Genomic DNA, 18,419 nt, shown 5'->3' with positions numbered 1-18,419 from the left:
GCCCCCCGCCGGCCGCCCGCGCGGCCGGTTCGCAACGAGAGAGCCGCCGATGAATGTTTCGTCCCGACCCGCGCAATACGGCCTGTTCGCGGCCTTGCTGACGCTGATGCTCGCCACCCGTTTCCATCATTTCGGCGATGCGCTGCATCTGCCCGACGCCTCGATGGCGGTGTTCTTTCTCGGTGGCCTGTATTTGCGCCGGCACGCGGCGTTCGTCGCTTATCTGCTCGCGGCGGTGGCGATCGACTACATCGCGATCACCGGGCGCGGACTGAGCTTCTTCCAGCATTACTGCGTGACGCCGTCGTACGCGTTCCTGCTGCTGGCCTATGCGGTGCTGTGGTACGCGGGCCGGATGTATGCGCCGCACATGGCGGCGCGTCCGCGCGCCTTGCTCGGCGGGCTTGGGGTGGCCTTGCTGGCGGCCAGCGTGTCGTTCCTGATTTCCAACGGCGCGTTTTATTGGTGGGGTGGGCGCTACCCGCAGCCGCATTTCGCCGAGTACATCGAGCGGGTGTGGAAGTGGGGGCCGTTGTTCGTGCGCACCACGCTGGGTTATGTCGCCGCGGGCTTCCTTGCCCATGCGCTGATCGCGCGTTATGCGCGGCTTCGCGAGGCGCGGCCGCTCGCCGGGGCGTGATCGCGCCGGATGCATTCACCTCGTCGTTCGCGGCGTGGTTGTTCGAAACCGATCTTCACGGAGTCTCATGATGTCGACGATCGATCCCGTTGCTTCCACCGGATTGCCGCTGCGTTCGCGTCCGGTCCAGGCCGCCGCCGGCCTCGCCCTGGCGGTGCTGATGATCTGCACCCGCGGCCAGCATTTCGCCAGCGTCGATGCCTTGCCGAGCGCGTCGTGGGCGGTGTTCTTCCTGGCCGGCGCGCTGCTGCGGCCGGGCTGGACCTTTCCGGCCTTGTTCGTGCTGTCGTCGTTGCTGGACCTGGCGAGCCTGGCCTTGGGCCGGGTCACCGACTGGTGCCTGTCGCCGGCGTACTGGGCGCTGGCCTTCGCCTACGGCGCGCTGTGGCTGGGCGGACGCTATTACGCGCGGCTGCATCGCGATCACTGGAGCACCGTGCCGCGCCTGGTGTTGGTGCTGCTGGCGACGTCGGTGGTGGCCTACCTGATCTCGAAAGGCGGGTTCTACTTCCTGTCGGGCCGTTATCCCGACGCATCGTTGGCGGGTTTCATCGATCGCATTCCACAGTATTACCCGCGCACGCTCGGCACCCTGGCCGGTTACGTCGGCGCCGGTTTCCTGGTCTATGCGGCGTTCCGTTTCGCCTCTATCCGCCAACGCAGCGGAGCGGCCGCATGAGCGTCGGCAGCGAAGACACGAAAGATCGCGCAGGCTATGCCGCGACCAGCGACGAACGCCATCGCGAACGCATGCAGCGCAAGAAGGAACTGATCGATCGCAAGATCGCGCGCGCGACCATCGAGCGCGGCGTGCTGGTGGTCAACACCGGCAACGGCAAGGGCAAGAGTTCGTCCGGCTTCGGCATGCTCGCGCGCTCGTTGGGCCACGGCTTTCAGTGCGGCGTGGTGCAGTTCATCAAGGGCAGTTTCTCGACCGGCGAGGAAGCGTTCTTCCGCCGTTTCGAGGAACTGGACTATCACGTGATGGGCGAGGGCTTCACCTGGGAAACCCAGGACAAGGAGCGCGACATCCGCGCCGCGCAGGCGGCCTGGGCGATCGCCGCGCGCATGCTGGCCGATCCGGGCTACGACTTCGTCCTGCTCGACGAGTTGAACATCGCCCTGGCGCATCGCTACATCGCGCTGGACGACGTGCTCGCCGCGGTCGCGGCGCGGCCGCCGCAACAGCACGTGGTCATCACCGGACGCGGCGCGCCCGATGCGCTGATCGAAGCGGCCGATACCGTGACCGACATGCGCGTGGTCAAGCATGCGTTCAAGGCGGGGATCAAGGCGCAGAAGGGGATTGAGTTGTGATGGGGGCGGGAATCGGGAATGGGGAATCGGGAATCGTAAAAGCGGATACGTCGGAGCTTGTTGCTCCTGCGATTCCCCATTCCCCATTCCCGATTCCCGAGGGCAGCGCCAGCTGCCCGGCCCTGCTCGTGTCCGCTCCCGCCTCCGGCCAAGGCAAGACCAGCGTCACCGCGGCGGTCGCGCGCTGGCATGCGCGGCAGGGGCGGCGCGTGCGGGTGTTCAAGACCGGGCCGGACTTTCTCGATCCGATGGTGCTCGAACGCGCCAGCGGTCACGTCGTGCAGCAGCTCGATCTGTGGATGTGCGGCGAAGCCGACGTGCGCGCGCGCCTGCATACGGCGGCGCGCGAGGCCGATCTGATCCTGATCGAAGGGGTGATGGGCTTGTTCGATGGCAATCCCTCGAGCGCCGATCTGGCCCAGGCGCTGGGCGTGCCGGTGCTCGCGGTGATCGACGGGTCGGCGATGGCGCAGACCTTCGGCGCGCTCGCCACCGGCCTGGCGCGTTATCGCGAAGGCTTGACGGTCTACGGCGTCGCCGCCAATCGCATCGGCAGCGCGTATCACGCGCAGTTGCTGCGCGAGAGTCTGCCGGCCGATCTGCGTTGGCTCGGCGCGTTGCCGCGCGATCCGGCGCTGGCCTTGCCCGAGCGCCATCTGGGGCTGGTCGCTGCGGGCGAGTTGGGCGATATCGATGCGCGCCTGGATGCGCTCGCCGATGCCTGGGCCGCGCATGCCGATGCCGAATTGCCGCCGCCGGTGGAATTCACGGCGAGTGAGCCGGTCCACGTGCCGCCGCTGCTGCAGGGCCGGCGCATCGCGATCGCCCGCGATGCCGCGTTCTGTTTCGTCTACCCCGCCAATCTGCAACTGCTGATCGAGGCGGGCGCCGAGTGCATCGCGTTCTCGCCGCTGGCCGGCGACAGCCTGCCCGACTGCGACGCGGTCTGGTTGCCCGGCGGCTATCCCGAACTGCATCTGCCGGCGTTGTCGGCCAATGCGGCCTTGCGCGAGGCGCTGCATGTGCATCGCGATGCCGGCAAGCCGATCCTCGCCGAGTGCGGCGGCCTGTTGTACGCGCTCGATACGCTGAGCGACCGTGACGGCAACTCCGGCGCGATGGCCGGCCTGTTGCGCGGACATGCGCAGATCCAGCCGCGCATGGCCGCGCTGGGCCTGCAATCGGTGGAATTGCCCGAGGGCATCCTGCGCGGGCATACCTTCCACTATGCCCAGGCGCAGATTCAGGCCACGGCGATCGCGCAATCGAGCAATCCCAACGGCGGGCCCAGCCGCGAAGCGCTGTATCGCGACCGGCGCCTGAGCGCCAGCTTCGTCCACTTCTACTTTCCGTCGAACCCGCAGGCCGCCGCGCGCTTGCTCCTGCCATGAACACCGCGTCGCTGTCGGCCACGATGCTGTGCGGCGTGGTGTTGGACGCTTGGCTCGGCGAGCCGCGGCGGCTGCATCCGCTGGTCGGTTTCGGCCGTTTCGCGCGTGCGCTCGAAAGCGCCTTGCACGCCGACAGCCGCAGTCGCGGAGTGATGGCGTGGTTGCTCGCGGTGGTGCCGTTGAGCGCGGCCGCGTGGTGGCTGCAACGCAGCCTGTTCGAGTATTCGTTCTGGCTGGGCGCGGCATACGCTGCATTCGTTTTGTATCTGGCGATCGGCCTGCGCAGCCTGGACGAACACGCCGCGCCGGTGGCGACGGCGTTGCAGGCCGGCGATCTGGCCGGCGCGCGCGCGGCGGTTGGACGCATCGTCAGCCGCGATGTCGATGCGCTCGACGGCGAACGCGTCGCCGCGGCGGCGACCGAATCGGTGCTCGAAAACGGCAGCGACGCAGTGTTCGCCGCGTTGTTCTGGTTCGCCGTGCTAGGACCGGCCGGTGCGGTCGCGTATCGGCTCGCCAACACCCTGGACGCGATGTGGGGCTATCGCACGCCACGTTATGAACGTTTCGGCTGGGCCGCGGCGCGGATCGACGATGCGCTCAACCTGATTCCCGCGCGTTTGACTGCGCTGACCTATGCCGCGCTCGGCGACACCGCGACCGCGTGGCGTTGCTGGCGCACCCAGGCGCGGCACTGGGACAGCCCGAACGCAGGACCGGTGATGGCCGCCGGCGCGGGCGCACTGCGGGTCCGGCTGGGCGGCGCGGCGCCGTATCACGGCGTATGGGAACCGCGGCCGCTGCTCGGCGAGGGCGATGCGCCGAGCGCGGATTCGATTTGGCGTGCGTTGAGTCTGGTGAAGCGCGGTGTGGCGATCTGGGTGTTGGCGTTTCTTGCGGTGGCCTGGGCGGGGTGGGTGTATGCGCATGTATGAAACGCAGGCCGACGGGATGAGCGGGGCGATCGGACTCAGTGCATTTTTTCTGGCTGAAGCCGGAGGTCTTTTGTGGGAGGGTCTTTCAGGCCCGACGCTTTTCGGTCGGATCGCCGCGGCGCAGCGAACAGCGTCGGGGTTGAACCCCCTCCCACAAAAGACTTCGCGACATTCGCAGGGAACCTATCGCAATGCTTGAACACGGCGGCCGCCTGTTGCGCGCGGCACGGCAGTACGGCATCGCCGTGCAGGATTGGCTCGACCTGTCCACCGGCATCAACCCGGTGGCCTGGCCGGCGCCGGAGATTCCCGCGCGTGCCTGGCATCGCCTGCCGGAAGACGACGACGGATTGATCGAGATCGCCCGCGTCTACTACGGCGCCGCATCGTTGTGGCCGGTCGCCGGTTCGCAGGCGGCGATCCAGGCGCTGCCGGAACTCCGCGCGGCTTCGAGGGTCGGCGTGCTCGCGCCGGGGTATGCCGAACATGCGCAGGCGTGGCGGCGCTGCGGCCATCGCGTCGAGCTGCGCGGCGCCGCGGAGTTGTTCGCGCAGGCCGACGATTTCGACGTGATCGTGCTGATCCATCCCAACAACCCGGGCGGCGAACGCTTCGAACGCGCGGCCTTGCTCGACCTGCACGCGCGGCTGGCCGCGCGCGGCGGCTGGCTGCTGATCGACGAAGCCTTCATGGACGCCACACCCGAACGCAGCCTGTGCGGCGACAGCGCGCGCGACGGGTTGATCGTGTTGCGGTCGGTCGGCAAGTTCTTCGGCCTGGCCGGTGCGCGCGCCGGTTTCGTCTGCGCGAACGAGGTGTTGCTGCAGGCGCTGCGCGAACGGCTTGGCCCATGGACCGTGACCGGCCCGACCCGGCATGCGCTGCGGCACGCGCTGGCCGATCGCGACTGGCACGCCGCGATGCGCGCGCAATTGCTGACGAACGGCGAACGGCTGGCGTCATTGCTGACCGCGCATCGCCTGACTCCGAGCGGCGGTTGCGCGTTCTTCCAATGGCATCGCGACGACAAGGCGCTGGCGCTGCACGAAGCGCTGGCCCGCCGCGGCGTGTTCACTCGTTACTTCGATGAGCCGCGCAGCCTGCGTTTCGGCCTGCCGGGCGGAGAAGATCAATGGCAGCGACTCGACGCGGCCCTGGCCGAGGTCATGCACGAGAGGACGCAGTCATGACGGCGCGCGTGATGATGGTCCAGGGCTGCACCTCCGATGCCGGCAAGAGCGCGCTGGTCACCGCGCTGTGCCGCTGGCTGCATCGGCGCGGGGTCGCGGTGGCGCCGTTCAAGCCGCAGAACATGGCGCTCAATTCGGCGGTGACCGCCGACGGCGGCGAGATCGGCCGCGCCCAGGCGGTGCAGGCGCAGGCGGCCGGGCTGGCGCCGCATACCGATTTCAATCCGGTGTTGCTCAAGCCCAACAGCGACACCGGCGCGCAGGTGATCCTGCACGGCCGCGCGGTCGCCAACATGGACGCGCGCGGGTATCACGACTACAAGCGCGTGGCGATGGACGCGGTGCTGCAATCGCATCGGCGCTTGATCGAGGGCTTCGCTGCGGTCGTGGTCGAAGGCGCCGGCAGCCCGGCCGAGATCAACCTGCGCGCCAACGATATCGCCAACATGGGCTATGCCGAAGCGGTCGACTGCCCGGTGCTGTTGATCGCCGACATCGACCGCGGCGGCGTGTTCGCGCATCTGGTCGGAACGCTGGCCCTGCTGTCGGACAGCGAACGCGCGCGCGTCGCCGGTTTCGTCATCAATCGTTTTCGCGGCGATATCGCCCTGCTGCAACCGGGCCTGGACTGGCTGGAGCGCGAGACCGGCAAGCCGGTGATCGGGGTGTTGCCGTACCTGCACGGCCTGCATCTGGAGGCCGAGGACGCGTTGCCGCGCGAGCGTGCGGGCAACGCGAATGCCGCGGCGGGCGAACGCCTGCGGGTGGCGGTGCCGGCGCTGCCGCGGATCAGCAACCACAACGATTTCGATGCGCTGCGCGCGCATCCGCAGGTCGACTGCTGGTTCGTAGGTCCGGGCGAAACTCCGCCGCCGTGCGACCTGATCGTGCTGCCGGGGTCCAAGTCGACCCGCGCCGATCTGCAGTGGCTGCGGCGCAACGGCTGGGCGACGGCGATCGCGCGCCATCTGCGCTACGGCGGCAAGGTGATCGGGATCTGCGGCGGCCTGCAGATGCTCGGCCAACGCATCAGCGACCCGCTCGGCATCGAAGGCGAGCCCGGCAGCGACGACGGCCTGGGCTGGCTTGAGCTGGACACGGTGCTTGAGCCAGAAAAACAGCTGCGCAATGTGCGAGGTCGGCTGAACCTCGACAACGCTAGCGTGAGTGGCTACGAAATCCACTGCGGCGTCAGCACCGGCGCCGCGTTGCAACGGCCGTGCCTGCGTTTCGACGACGGCCGCGCCGACGGCGCGATCTCCGCCGACGGCCGCATCCTCGGCAGTTATGTGCATGGCCTGTTCGACGAACCCGAGGCCTTGGCGGCGTTGTTGCGCTGGGCCGGATTGACCCAGGCGCAGCCGCTGGATCTGCGCGGCCTGCGCGAGGCCGCGATCGATCGTCTCGCCGACGCGGTGCAGGCGCATCTGGATATCGCGCGGCTCGAAGCCCTGTTCGGATTGGAGGCGGTATGCACAGCTTGATTCTCGGCGGCGCGCGCTCGGGCAAGAGCGCCTTGGCCGAACGCCTGGCCGCGCCGTTCGCGGACGTGGTCTACATCGCCACCGCGCAGGCGCGCGATGCCGAGATGGGCGAGCGCATCGCCCATCATCGCGCGCGGCGGCCGGCTCACTGGGGCTGCATCGAGGAGCCGGTCGCGTTGGCTGCGACCTTGCGCGCGCATGCTGCGCCAGGACGCTGCGTGTTGGTGGATTGCTTGACCCTGTGGCTGAGTAATCTGCTGGGCGATCGGGATGGCGATGCATTCGAGCGCGAACGCGACGCCTTGCTCGCGACCTTGCCCGGATTGGACGGGACGGTGCTGCTCGTCAGCAACGAAGTCGGCCTCGGCGTGGTGCCGATGGGCGAATTGACCCGGCGCTATGTCGACGAAGCCGGGCGCCTGCATCAGGCGCTGGGCGCGATGTGCGAGCAGGTGGTGTTCGTCGCCGCGGGCTTGCCGCTGGTATTGAAAGGTCCTGCGCTGTGAGCGCGGGACGCAACGAATCGCACGGGAGCCAAGCAGTGAACGACACAGTATCGACCGATCCGGCCTCCACTGCGGACGCGTGGTGGCTGCGCCCGTGCAAGCGGCCCGATGCGCAGTTGCAAGCGCAGGCGCGCGCGCGTCAGGCGCAGCTGACCAAGCCGCCGGGATCGCTCGGCGTGCTGGAAGACCTCGCGGTGACCTTGGCCGGTCTGCAGCACACGCCCACGCCGACGATGGAACGGGTCTGGATCAGCGTGTTCGCCGCCGACCACGGCGTCGCGGCCGAAGGCGTGTCGGCGTTTCCGCAGGCGGTGACCGGCGAGATGCTGCGCAACTTCGCCGGCGGCGGCGCGGCGATCGCGGTGCTCGCGCGCGCGCTCGATGCGAGCCTGGACGTCGTCAACCTCGGCACGGTCAACGACCCCGGCGCGGTGGCCGGCGTGCATCGGGCGGTGATCGCGGCGAGTACGCGCAATTTCTGCGAAGGCCCGGCGATGAGCCAGGCGCAGTTGCACGCCGCGCTCGGCGCCGGCGCGGCCAGCGTGCGCGCCGCGCTCGATGCCGGCGCGCAGTTGTTCATCGGCGGCGAGATGGGCATCGCCAACACCACCTCGGCGGCGGCGCTGGCCAGTGCCTTGTTGCGGCGTTCGCCGTCGGATCTCACCGGGGCCGGCACCGGCCTGGACGCGGGCGGCATCGCCCACAAGATCGCGGTGATCGAACGCGCGTTGGCATTGCATGCGCAGGCCGACAGCGATTGGGAACGGCTGTGCCGGCTCGGCGGTTTCGAGATCGCGGCGTTGACCGGCGCGTACGTGGCCGCGGCCCAGGCCGGTTTGCCGATCTTGGTCGATGGTTTCATCGCCAGCGTCGCGGCGTTGGCCGCGCAGCGGCTCAATCCGGGCTGCGGCGAATGGCTGCTGTACGCGCATCGCTCGCACGAACGCGGCCATGCGGCGGTGCTGGAGGCCCTGCGGGCGCGGCCGTTGCTCGATCTGGGCATGCGCCTGGGCGAGGCCAGCGGCGCGGCGATGGCGGTGCCGCTGCTGCGCCTGGCCTGCGCGCTGCACAACGGCATGGCGACCTTCGCCCAGGCCGGCGTGTCCGAATCCGCCGCGCAACAGGCATGATGTGGCTCCCGCGATGACACCTCGCATCGCCATCGATCGCGCACAAGGAAAGGAGCTGCGATGAGTTCGTCCACCACCACCACCCAGATCGATCTGCTGCGGCACGGCGACACCGGCCATCGCAGCTACCGCGGCCAGCTCGACGACACCTTGCTCGAACTGGGCTGGCGGCAGATGCGCGACGCCGTGCTCGGGCGCGAGTGGGATGCGATCGTCAGCTCGCCGCTGCAGCGTTGCGCGGCGTTCGCGCAGGAACTCGCGCAGTCGCGCGGCCTGCCGCTCGCGCTGGAACCGGCGCTGCGCGAATACCATTTCGGCGATTGGCAAGGACGCACGGTCGACGCCATCGCCGCCAACGAAGGCGAAGCGCTGGCGCGGTTCTGGGCCGATCCGGTCGCGCATCCGCCGCCGGGCGCGGAGCGCTTCGTCGATTTCGCCACTCGCCTGACCGGCGCGGTCGGCGACTTGCTGCGCGATTACCCGGGGCGGCGCGTGCTGGTGGTGACCCACGGCGGCGTGATCCGCCTGCTGCGTTGTCTCGCCGCGGGCCGGCGCTACACCGACCTGCTCAACATCGATGTCGCGCATGCCTCGCTGCATGCCTTGCCGTGGCCGCCGAAACCGGCGCGCGACGCGGTCGATCCGGCGCGGGCCGGTGACGTCCGCCACGATCCGGCACGGGCCGATCCGGTCGACGGCTGATGCAGGCGTTGCTCGCCGCGATCGGTTTTCTGACCCGGATTCCGGTGCCGGCGCGGGTGTTCGAACAGCCGCGCGCGCAGTCGCGTTCGCTGGTCTGGTATCCCGCGGTCGGATTGCTGATCGGCGGCGTGCTGTGCGCGTTGGCGTGGTCGTTGCAGACGCGACCGCCGTTGATGTCGGCGGCGCTGCTGCTGACGGCGTGGGTCGCGCTGACCGGCGCCCTGCACCTGGACGGGCTGGCCGACAGCGCCGATGCCTGGGTCGGCGGCATGCGCGCCGATCCGGCCGCAAGCCGCGAACGCACGCTCGAGATCATGAAAGATCCGCGCAGCGGGCCGCTCGGCGTGGTCGCGGTGGTGTTGGCGCTGCTGCTGAAATTCGCGGCGTTGGCGAGCCTGCCCGCGCCGGCCTGGGCCGCGCTGCTGCTCGCGCCGTTGCTGGCGCGCACCGGTTTGACTCTGGCGTTCCTGATGCTGCCGTACGTGCGCAGCGGCGGTCTCGGCCAGGCGCTGGCGGATGCGCCGCGCGCGGCGTGCTGGGTCGCGGTCGCGATCGCAGTCGGCGGCTGCGCCTTGGCTGGTTGGCGCGGCGTGCTGGCGGTCGCGGTCGCGGCGGTGGTGTTCGCGGTCTGGCGCCGCGCCTGCTTGCGTCGTCTGCAGGGCATGACCGGCGATGCCTGCGGCGCGTTGACCGAACTGATCGAGGCGGCGGTGCTGGTCGCGCTGGCCTTGTCGTACTGAGGCCCCGGATCGGACGGGCGAGGGCGGATCGCGAAAGCGCAAGATAGGAACCGCCGCCGCGTCGGCGGTCTGCGAATCTGAGCCTCGACCCATCACTCACCCGCAAGGAACGAGCGCATGCCTCCCGTCAAGGATCATCCTGTTCGAGCCGCGGCGGCGGCCGTTGCCGCCGCCGGCGAAAGCGCCGCGCCTGCCGCCGATGATGGCGCCCACGAACTCGCGCCCGATCGCGCCGGCCCCGCGCTCAAGGCCGGCACCCGCGACGCGCATCAGCGCCGCATCGAACGCGCGGTGGCGCTGATTGAACAATCCATCGCGCGCGGCGAAGACCCGCCCGAACTCGCGCGCCTGGCCGAAGCGGCGTCGTTCTCGCCGTTCCATTTCCATCGCGTGTACCGCGCGATGACCGGCGAGACCACCGGCCAGACCGTGGCCCGGCTGCGTCTGCTGCAAGGCCTGCGCCTGCTCGCCAGCGCCGATCGCAGCGTCACCGACGCCGCATTGGCGGTCGGCTATCAGACCCCGCAGGCCTTCACCCGTGCGTTTCGCCAGGGCGTGGGCGGCACGCCGAGCGAGCTGCGCGCCGAACCCGAGCGTTTGTGGCGCGAGATAGATCGCCTGTCGCTGCCACCGGATTCGGGTATCGAGCCGTCGCCGCCGTTGCGGGTCGAAGTGGTCAGCGTCGATCCGTTCCAGGTGGTGACGCTGCGCGTGACCGGTGCGTATCCCGAGCAGAACCAGGGCTACGGTCGTCTGTTCGGCTGGGCCGCCGAACACGGTTTGCTGGATGCCTTGAACGGGCTGTACGGCGTGCCGGTCGACGATCGCCGCGACGTGCCGCCGCAGGCCTGCGTGTTCGACTGCATGCTCGCGCTGGGCCGGCCGTTCCGAATCGAACCGGACAGCGGCCTGGGCACGACGCGATTGGGCGGCGGCCGCTACGCGCGCATCCGCCATGTCGGCGCCTTCGACGGACTGGAGGCGTTGACCGACGCGCTGCTGGCGCACTGGTTGCCCGGCAGCGGCGAAACCCTGCGCGATGCGCCGCTGCACCACGAATACCTCGACGATCCCGATGAAGTGCCGGAGGCGCTGCTGCGCACCGACATCTATTTGCCGCTGCAAGGCTGAGCGTTCGCTGGCGTTGCCTTTGCTTTTGCCGTCGCCCGCGACGCGGCTCCGAAGTTTTTTGTGGGAGGGGCTTGAGCCCCGACGCTGTTCGCTCCGGCGCGGTGATCTGAAAGAAAAGCGTCGGGGTTGAAACCCCTCCCACAAAAAACCTCGCGGCAATGCGGTGAGCGGTCATTCCAGGTGCGTGCGCCGCACTCCGTTCCGCTCGAATTCCGCCAGGCAAGACGACCGCCGAGAGGTTTGTTGTGGGAGGGGTTTCAACCCCGACGCTTTTCTTTCAGATCACCGCGCCGGAGCGAACAGCGTCGGGGCTCAAGCCCCTCCCACAAAAGACCTCGATGCAGCGCAGTGAGCGGTTATTTCGGGTGCGAGTGCGAGCGATCCGCTCGATTCTCGATTGAGCTTCGCCGGACCAAATAGACAGCCGAGAGGTTTGTTGTGGGAGGGGCTTGCACCCCGACGCCGTTCGATCGGGCGCCGCACTCCCACCCGAAAGCATCGCGGTTCGCGGCCCCGGTGAGCCGCGAACGAACTCAGGCCCCGGCCGCTTCCAGCCGCGCTTCCAGTTCCGCGACCTTCGCTTCCAACGCCGCCAACCGCTCGGCCAGCGCCGACTGCGCCTGCGATCCGCCGCCCGAACCGCCATCGTCGCCGGACGAGGACACGCTGCCGTTCCACACCGGCTCGCCGCTGAGCAGATGGCCGTAGCGATCCTCGCGCTGCCCGGGCTGGCGCCCGAGCAGGCGCACCAGCGGCGGCTGATGCTGGGCCAGCCGCTCCAGCGCGTACTGCACGTCGCCGACCGAATCGAACTTGGCCATGCGTTCGCTGCGCGACAGCAGTTCGTTCACGGTCTGTGGACCGCGCAGCATCAGCAGCGCGATCACGATGGCCTGTGGCCGGGTCACGTCGAGCGCGGTGGTGGCGCGGTGCGCGTAACGCTCCGCGCGCGAGTGATGCTGCGACTTGATCCAGCCGCGTGGCTCCAGCCGGCGCAGCGCGTTGGCGACCTCGCCGGGCTCGAGCTGCATCATCGGTTCGCGCGAGGTCTTCTGATTGCAGGCGGTGACGATGGCGTTCAAGGTCAGCGGGTACACGTCGGGCGTGGTCGCTTCCTTTTCGATCAGGCAGCCGATGACCCGCGCCTCGACCGCATTGAGTTGCGGCGCGGTATTTTCAGGCGTGCTGTCGGGCGCGTCGTGGGAGCCGGACGGTTCGCTGCTGGACGGGTCGATGTCGCTCATGGTCGTTGGGTACTGAAGAAGGGCGGGCTCAGACTAACCGATCGCGTGGTCGGGCTCGGGACGGCGCCGGCTCACGCCAGCGCCGTCGACGGCGGCAGATTGCGCGCGCCGCGGTACACCGGCGCGGCCAGCACCATCTCGGCCAGGCTGTGCGCCAGCTCGCGCTCGGCCATGACCGCGCCGTCCGCGCCGTGCTGGAGCAGATGCTTGACCTCGTTGTCGCTGTGCGCGCGCGCGACGATGCTCAGGGCCGGATTGAGTTCGCGCAGCTTGGCGATGATCTCGCCGGCTTCCAGCGCCTGCGGAATCGCCAGCATCACCGTGGTCGCGCGCTCGGGCACCGCTTCGCGCAGCACCCGCTCGTTGACCGCGTTGCCCAGGATGGCCGGATGCCCGGCGGCGCGCGCCTTGTCGATCAGGCTGTCCTCGCCGTCGATGACTACCAGCGGCACGTGGTGATCGGTGAGCAACCGCGCCAGCTCGCTGCCGACCCGGCCGTAGCCGATCAGGATCACGTGACCGCTGATATCGGCCGGCACCGGCGGCACCGCCGCGTCGGCGCGTGCATCGGCTTCGGCCGCGTCGGCGCGCGCCTGTTTGCGGTCGAGCCAGCCGAACAGCAGCGGATTGACCACGATCGACAGCAGCGCGCCGGCCAGGATCAGGTCCTGCCCGTCCTTCGACAGGATGCCTTCGTCGATGCCGAGCTGGGCCAGGATGAAGGAGAACTCGCCGATCTGCGCCAGGCTGACCGAGATCATCAGCGCGGTCGAGTTCGGCTTGCCGAACGCGCGCACGATCGCGTACGCCGCCACCGACTTGCCGACCACGATGATGCCGAACACCGCCAGCACTTCCAGCGGCTTCTCCAACAGGATCATCGGGTTGAACAGCATGCCGACCGAGACGAAGAACAACACCGCGAACGCTTCGCGCAGCGGCAGGGTTTCGTTGGCGGCCTGATGGCTGAACTCGGATTCGTTGAGCATCATGCCGGCGAAGAACGCGCCCAGCGCGAACGACACGCCGAACAGTTCGGCCGAACCGAACGCCACGCCCAGCGCGATCGCGAGCACGCACAGGGTGAACAACTCGCGCGAACCGGTGCCGGCCACGCGTTCGAGAATCCATGGAATCACCCGCCGCCCGACGATCAGCATGAAGGCGATGAAGGCGCCGACCTTGGCCAGGGTGATGAACAACTTGCTCCACACTTCCGACGCGTCGCTGACTTCGCCCTTGAGCAGGCCCGACAGCGCCGGCAGCAGCACCAGCGCGAGCACCATCGCCAGATCCTCGACGATCAACCAGCCGATCGCGATGCGGCCCTTGCCGGTTTCCACCAGCCGCCGCTCCTCGAGCGCGCGCAACAGCACCACGGTACTGGCGACCGACAAGGCCAGGCCGAACACTAACCCCGCGCCATGCGACCAGCCGAGCAGCTCGGCCATGCCCCAACCCAATGCGGTGGCCACCGCGATCTGCACGACCGCGCCCGGCAAGGCGATGGCTTTGACTTCGAGCAGGTCGCCGAGCGAGAAATGCAGGCCGACGCCGAACATCAGCAGGATCACGCCGATTTCGGCCAATTGCGGCGCAAGGGTCTGGTCGCCGACGAAGCCGGGTGTGAAGGGGCCGGCGATGATGCCGGCGATGAGGTAGCCCACCAGCGGCGACAGCCGCAGGCGTTGCGCGATCATTCCGAAGATGAAGGCCAGGACGAAGCCGGCTACCAGAATCGCGATCAGGGACGTGTGGTGCATCGGCTCTCCTGGGGTCTGGTCCTTTTAAGAATGTGTGCTGAGCCGGTCGGATGCAAGCCTTTCTCGTTTGGCGTGTCGTCGCAAATGATTGTTTCTGCGACATTTTCCGCGGTTGGCCGACGGTCGGCGGGCAGGCCTCGGCGGTGTCGGCGTCCCGTCCCAGCGGGCTTGAGACCACGAGGGTCGGCGTTGGTTCACGCTGCTATTTTGACCTTCGCAAACAGCGAGGAATGCATGAACGGCGATTCAGTCGCGCGGTGGCTGATGACGCGTGTGACTTGGATTTGCGCGAAAGCGATGCGAACGATGGTGGCCTGGGCGACGCCCGAATGCGGATGCGGCGGGGTGCATTGCATGCTCGTCATGCTGCATGCATCGCCTCGCCAGACCATCATCGTCATGTGCGCAATCGCGGCCATAAAAAAACCACGCCTCCGAAGAGGCGTGGTGGGTGTTACTCAGGCATCGGAGCGACGTCTGGGTTTGCGTTGGTCTTCCTGCACCCAGAACAAGCCGTAGTCCTTACGACGCAGTTTGGCCATGCGACCGTCGGGGTGGTGGAACACCAGACCTTCGATCTCGCGCGAAGCCAGAAAATGGCCTAGTGCTTCGAACGAGCGATCCGGCAGATCAACGGTTTCCCGGCCATGGCGCCAGAGCGTATGTCGGGCCAGCGCATACGGATTCTTGGCCACGCTGGGACCCACCAACTCGTAGCTGCAGCCCTCGATCAACGGCTCATCGAGGTGCTTGAGCGCCTCGTTGTGCCAGCGATCCTCGGGCTGGTCGGCCGACACCGGCACCCAGCCGGGCCAATGGAAGGTCACCGGATCGGGCGCGTCCTCGCAAGGCTCGAAGCCCGGCGGCGGGGTCTTGAACAAGCTGTCGCGCGACGCGCCGTCGAGCAGCGGCCGCAGGTCTTCGCCGCGGTCGTGCCGACGTTGCGCCTGCTTGTCGAGTTTGCGGTCGTAGCGTTTCCACAGACGGCCGTCGTGCCAGCGGCAGGCCGAGCCGTCGAACTTCACGGTGGCTGTGCCTTCGCCTCGGATCACCCATTCCAGTCCGGGACGGACGTGCGGGGTCAGGGCGTCCTTCTCGTAGTCCATGACGAACACGGTCGGGATCTTTTTCATACATCACCTCATTGGTTGATTGACGAATTTCGAGTCCCGTCCATCAGCCATCGCCCGGGCCTGCGCCCGAACGAGCGCGCAGGATATAGCAGTGGCGGCGCGATGCCAGTGCGCGCCGACGAGCGGTGCTAGGTGAGGTGGTGCCGTATTTGTCGGGTCCAGCAGGATATGAGGCCGCGACAGGTCGATCATCGGCCGGGAGGTTTTTGGCCGAGAGGTCTTTTGTGGGAGGGGCTTCAGCCCCGATGCTTTTGTTTCAGTTCGCCGTGTCGGATCGGAAAGCGTCGGGGCTGAAGCCCCTCCCACAAAAGACCTCGTGGCTTCGTGGTTGGGTTGAGCTGCAGCGACATGTGTTACGCAAACGAATCAGGGCCGCTTTGGGCGGCCCTGATTCGATGCGGGTGCGATAACGATGCGACGTTCAGTCGCCCATAGCGCGAGGGTTCGGTCGCTTATCGCGCGATCGCAGGTGCTAGAGCCGGTAGGCTCGCATCACACGACACACGACACACGTCAAACATCAAACATCAAACATCACGCCGATGCTCCGACGCTTCCACGGCTGCGAAACCACCCTCACCACTTGTACCCGACCTTCGCATACGCGAACGCGCCGTTGAACCCGAACGGCGAGTTGCCGCTGTACGGCAATTGGCCGCTTTCGCTGTTGGCGTAGATCGATTCGTCCGGGTACTCGTTGAGCACGTTGTCGCCGCCGACGGTGAATTCCCATCCGTCGATGGCGTAGGTCGCGGCCAGGTCGAGGGTCCACTTCGCGCCGTAGGTCTGGTCGCGCACGCCGCTGGGATCGTCGTTGAAGCTGTGGAATTCGCCGTAGCGCGTGCCGGTCGCGTCGAAACGCCACGGGCCGGTGCTCCAGCTGCCGCCGAGGAAGAACTTGTCGCGCGGCGCGCCCTGGGTGATGCGGCCTTGCTCGACCCGGCCGATGCGCTGCAGGTTCAAGCCACCGGCGGTGAGCTCCGGCGGGTTGGCGGCGATGCGCTCCAGGGTGGTCTTGTTGTGGTTGTAACCGGCGGTCAGATCGAGCGCGCCGCTGCCGAGCGTCCACTTGTAGCTGCCGACGATGTCGATGCCGCGGGTGCGGGTGTCGACCGCGTTGGTGAAGTAGCGGCCGCCGGTGATGCCCGGATGGCCGCGCGCTTCCAGGAAGCTCGCCACCGCCGGGCCGCGCAGGTTTTCCGACAGGATGATGCGGTCGTCGATGTCGATCTGGTACGCGTCGACGGTGATGTACAGCGATTCGATCGGCTGCAGCACCAGGCCCAGGCCGATGTTGGTCGATTCCTCGGCCTTGAGCGGCTCGGCGCCGAGCGCGACCGCGGCCGGGTCGTCGACGGCGAAGGTGCGGACCTGGAATGGGGTCGGGTCGCCGAGCACGATCACGGTCTGGGTCGATTGGTAGAACTGCTGCTGCAGCGAAGGCGCGCGAAAACCGGTCGACACGGTGCCGCGCAGCGCGATCTTGTCGGTGAAGGCGTAACGCGCCGACAGCTTGCCCGAGGTGGTTTCGCCGAAGTCGCTGTAGCTTTCGTAACGCGCCGCCGCGCCGAGCGACAGCTTGTCGGTCACGTCGGTTTCCAGGTCGGCGTAGAACGAATGGCTGTTGCGGTTGCGGCGGCTGGCGTCGGACGGGGTGAAGCCGGGGAACACCTGCGCGCCCGGCGCGCCGGGTTCGGGACCGGCGACATACGACGCCAGTTCGCCGGCGCTCTGGTTGAACTTCTCGCCGCGCCATTCCGCGCCGAAGGCCACGGTCAGCGGGTACTTCAGCCAACCCACGTCGAAGGCCTTGTTGAAATCGGCGTTGAGCACGTTCTGGGTCACTTCCAGCGCGCCGATGTAGAAGTCGTGCGGCGAGGCGACGCCCAGGGTGCGGTTGAGGCTGTTGCGCACGTCGAAATCGAGCTGGTTCTGGCCGTAGTTGTAGCTCAGGTCGAGGTTCCAGCCGCCGGCGGTCTGGCCGCGCAGGCCGAGCACCAGCGCGCGGTCCTTGCTGACGTTGTCGATCTGCGGCAGGAAGCCGTCGGGATACACCGAGCGGATGTTGTTGGCGTTGCCGGGCGCGCGGAAATAGCCGTTGGAAATCGCGCGGCGGCGGCTGGCGGTGCCGAAGGAATAGAACTCCACGCCCTCGGCGGCCTGGTACTGCGCGTTGAAGGCGACCGCGGCCTGATCGATTTCCGGATCGCCGTAGCGATGCACGACCTTGCCCGGCGGGTTGCTGGTCGGCGTGACCGGGCCGAGGTAGGGCCGCGCGCGGTCGGTGTTGTCGCTGTGGCCGCCCTGCGCGGACAGATGCACGCTGCCGTTCTCGCCGAGCTTGAAGCCGGCATCGCCCGACAACTGGTATTGCTTGCCGTCGCCGGCGCTGAACTGGCCGTAGCGCGCGGCGATCGAGCCGCCTTCGCCGCTGCCCTTGAGCACGATGTTGATGACACCGGCGATCGCGTCGGAGCCGTACTGCGCCGAGGCGCCGTCGCGCAGCACTTCGACCCGTTCGATCGCGGCGATCGGAATCGCGTTGAGGTCCACCGGCGAGGAGCCGCGGCCGATGCTGTCGTTGAGGTTGATCAAGGACGTGGTGTGGCGGCGCTTGCCGTTGACCAGCACCAGCACCTGATCCGGCGCCAGCCCGCGCAGCTGCGCCGGACGCACCGCGTCGGTGGCGTCGGTGATCGCCGGGCGCGGGAAATTCAGCGAGGGCAGGGCGCGCGCCAGGGCGGTGGCCAGCTCGACCGTGCCGGTCGACTCCAGGGTCTGCGGGGAAATGATGTCGATCGGCGCGGTGGATTCGGCCACGGTGCGGTCGGCCACGCGGGTGCCGGTGACGATCAGGGTGTCGAGGTTGGTGGGGTTCGAGGCCGGGGCGGACTCGGCGGCGCCGGCGTCCTGGGCCCAGGCGGGCGAGGTGGACAGGGCGATCGAAACGGCGGTGCTGAGCAGGGAAATACGACGGGACATGGAGACTCCGGGCGGTCGATCGGGGGACGTCGGGACGAACGCCGCCGCCGCGGCCGGCGCGAGGGGCGCTTTGCCGCGGATGGCGAGCTCGTTGACGCGTGGGGGCGGTCTGAGGCCGACGTCCCGATTAT

17 protein-coding genes are annotated in these 18,419 nt (G+C 68.3%); 12 read left to right on the top strand and 5 right to left on the bottom strand.

Going from position 1 to position 18,419, the window contains the following annotated elements:
* Window positions 1-49: 49 nt before the first annotated feature.
* From KME82_RS19950 to KME82_RS19895, 12 genes are all read left to right on the top strand, one after another.
* Complete coding sequence (locus tag KME82_RS19950; protein ID WP_215495556.1) at window positions 50-640, top strand: hypothetical protein; 591 nt, start codon at window positions 50-52, stop codon at window positions 638-640.
* Window positions 641-710: 70 nt separating this feature from the next.
* Window positions 711-1,319 (top strand): hypothetical protein, encoded by a 609-nt coding sequence (locus KME82_RS19945; RefSeq protein ID WP_430538744.1) that lies wholly within the window; start codon window positions 711-713, stop codon window positions 1,317-1,319.
* Window positions 1,316-1,957, top strand: a complete 642-nt coding sequence (cobO, locus tag KME82_RS19940; RefSeq protein ID WP_215495554.1) for a cob(I)yrinic acid a,c-diamide adenosyltransferase — start codon at window positions 1,316-1,318, stop codon at window positions 1,955-1,957. Before KME82_RS19945 ends, cobO begins: the two co-directional genes overlap by 4 nt.
* Window positions 1,958-2,028: 71 nt before the next feature.
* Window positions 2,029-3,348 (top strand): cobyrinate a,c-diamide synthase, encoded by a 1,320-nt coding sequence (locus tag KME82_RS19935; protein ID WP_430538857.1) that lies wholly within the window; start codon window positions 2,029-2,031, stop codon window positions 3,346-3,348.
* Window positions 3,345-4,283, top strand: a complete 939-nt coding sequence (gene cbiB, locus KME82_RS19930) for an adenosylcobinamide-phosphate synthase CbiB (RefSeq protein WP_215495552.1) — start codon at window positions 3,345-3,347, stop codon at window positions 4,281-4,283. The genes KME82_RS19935 and cbiB overlap by 4 nt, the downstream gene beginning before the upstream one ends.
* Before the next feature lie 191 nt (window positions 4,284-4,474).
* Window positions 4,475-5,473, top strand: coding sequence for a threonine-phosphate decarboxylase CobD (cobD, locus tag KME82_RS19925; protein ID WP_215495551.1), 999 nt, complete (start codon window positions 4,475-4,477; stop codon window positions 5,471-5,473).
* The gene (locus KME82_RS19920; protein WP_215495550.1) at window positions 5,470-6,957 is read left to right on the top strand and encodes a cobyric acid synthase; all 1,488 of its coding nucleotides are present in this window, start codon (window positions 5,470-5,472) and stop codon (window positions 6,955-6,957) included. Before cobD ends, KME82_RS19920 begins: the two co-directional genes overlap by 4 nt.
* Window positions 6,945-7,463 (top strand): bifunctional adenosylcobinamide kinase/adenosylcobinamide-phosphate guanylyltransferase, encoded by a 519-nt coding sequence (gene cobU / locus KME82_RS19915; protein WP_215495549.1) that lies wholly within the window; start codon window positions 6,945-6,947, stop codon window positions 7,461-7,463. Before KME82_RS19920 ends, cobU begins: the two co-directional genes overlap by 13 nt.
* Before the next feature lie 35 nt (window positions 7,464-7,498).
* On the top strand, window positions 7,499-8,593 hold the full coding sequence (cobT, locus tag KME82_RS19910) for a nicotinate-nucleotide--dimethylbenzimidazole phosphoribosyltransferase (RefSeq protein ID WP_430538743.1): 1,095 nt from the start codon (window positions 7,499-7,501) through the stop codon (window positions 8,591-8,593).
* 60 nt (window positions 8,594-8,653) lie between these two features.
* Window positions 8,654-9,295: a histidine phosphatase family protein gene (locus tag KME82_RS19905; protein WP_215495548.1), complete on the top strand. Its 642-nt coding sequence runs from the start codon at window positions 8,654-8,656 to the stop codon at window positions 9,293-9,295.
* Complete coding sequence (locus KME82_RS19900) at window positions 9,292-10,035, top strand: adenosylcobinamide-GDP ribazoletransferase (protein WP_215499144.1); 744 nt, start codon at window positions 9,292-9,294, stop codon at window positions 10,033-10,035. The genes KME82_RS19905 and KME82_RS19900 overlap by 4 nt, the downstream gene beginning before the upstream one ends.
* A 117-nt stretch (window positions 10,036-10,152) precedes the next feature.
* Window positions 10,153-11,166 (top strand): AraC family transcriptional regulator, encoded by a 1,014-nt coding sequence (locus KME82_RS19895; protein WP_215495547.1) that lies wholly within the window; start codon window positions 10,153-10,155, stop codon window positions 11,164-11,166.
* A gap of 533 nt (window positions 11,167-11,699) precedes the next feature.
* On the opposite strand, the gene KME82_RS19890 is transcribed toward KME82_RS19895, so the two are convergent.
* The 5 genes from KME82_RS19890 to KME82_RS19870 form a co-directional block, all read right to left on the bottom strand.
* Window positions 11,700-12,410: a YceH family protein gene (locus KME82_RS19890; protein WP_215495546.1), complete on the bottom strand. Its 711-nt coding sequence runs from the start codon at window positions 12,408-12,410 to the stop codon at window positions 11,700-11,702.
* 71 nt (window positions 12,411-12,481) lie between these two features.
* Window positions 12,482-14,173 carry a YbaL family putative K(+) efflux transporter gene (gene ybaL / locus KME82_RS19885; protein WP_215495545.1) on the bottom strand — a complete coding sequence of 564 codons (1,692 nt, stop codon included), beginning with the start codon at window positions 14,171-14,173 and terminating at the stop codon, window positions 12,482-12,484.
* Window positions 14,174-14,367: 194 nt separating this feature from the next.
* Window positions 14,368-14,574, bottom strand: a complete 207-nt coding sequence (locus KME82_RS19880) for a hypothetical protein (protein ID WP_215495544.1) — start codon at window positions 14,572-14,574, stop codon at window positions 14,368-14,370.
* Between the two features lie 57 nt (window positions 14,575-14,631).
* The gene (locus KME82_RS19875; RefSeq protein ID WP_215495543.1) at window positions 14,632-15,306 is read right to left on the bottom strand and encodes a DUF5565 family protein; all 675 of its coding nucleotides are present in this window, start codon (window positions 15,304-15,306) and stop codon (window positions 14,632-14,634) included.
* 576 nt (window positions 15,307-15,882) lie between these two features.
* Window positions 15,883-18,288 (bottom strand): TonB-dependent receptor plug domain-containing protein, encoded by a 2,406-nt coding sequence (locus tag KME82_RS19870; protein ID WP_215495542.1) that lies wholly within the window; start codon window positions 18,286-18,288, stop codon window positions 15,883-15,885.
* Window positions 18,289-18,419 lie beyond the last annotated feature (131 nt).

The sequence above is a fragment of the Lysobacter capsici genome, assembly GCF_018732085.1.
Taxonomy (GTDB): Bacteria; Pseudomonadota; Gammaproteobacteria; order Xanthomonadales; family Xanthomonadaceae; genus Lysobacter; species Lysobacter capsici_A.
This window is presented reverse-complemented; position numbering and strand designations above follow the sequence as displayed.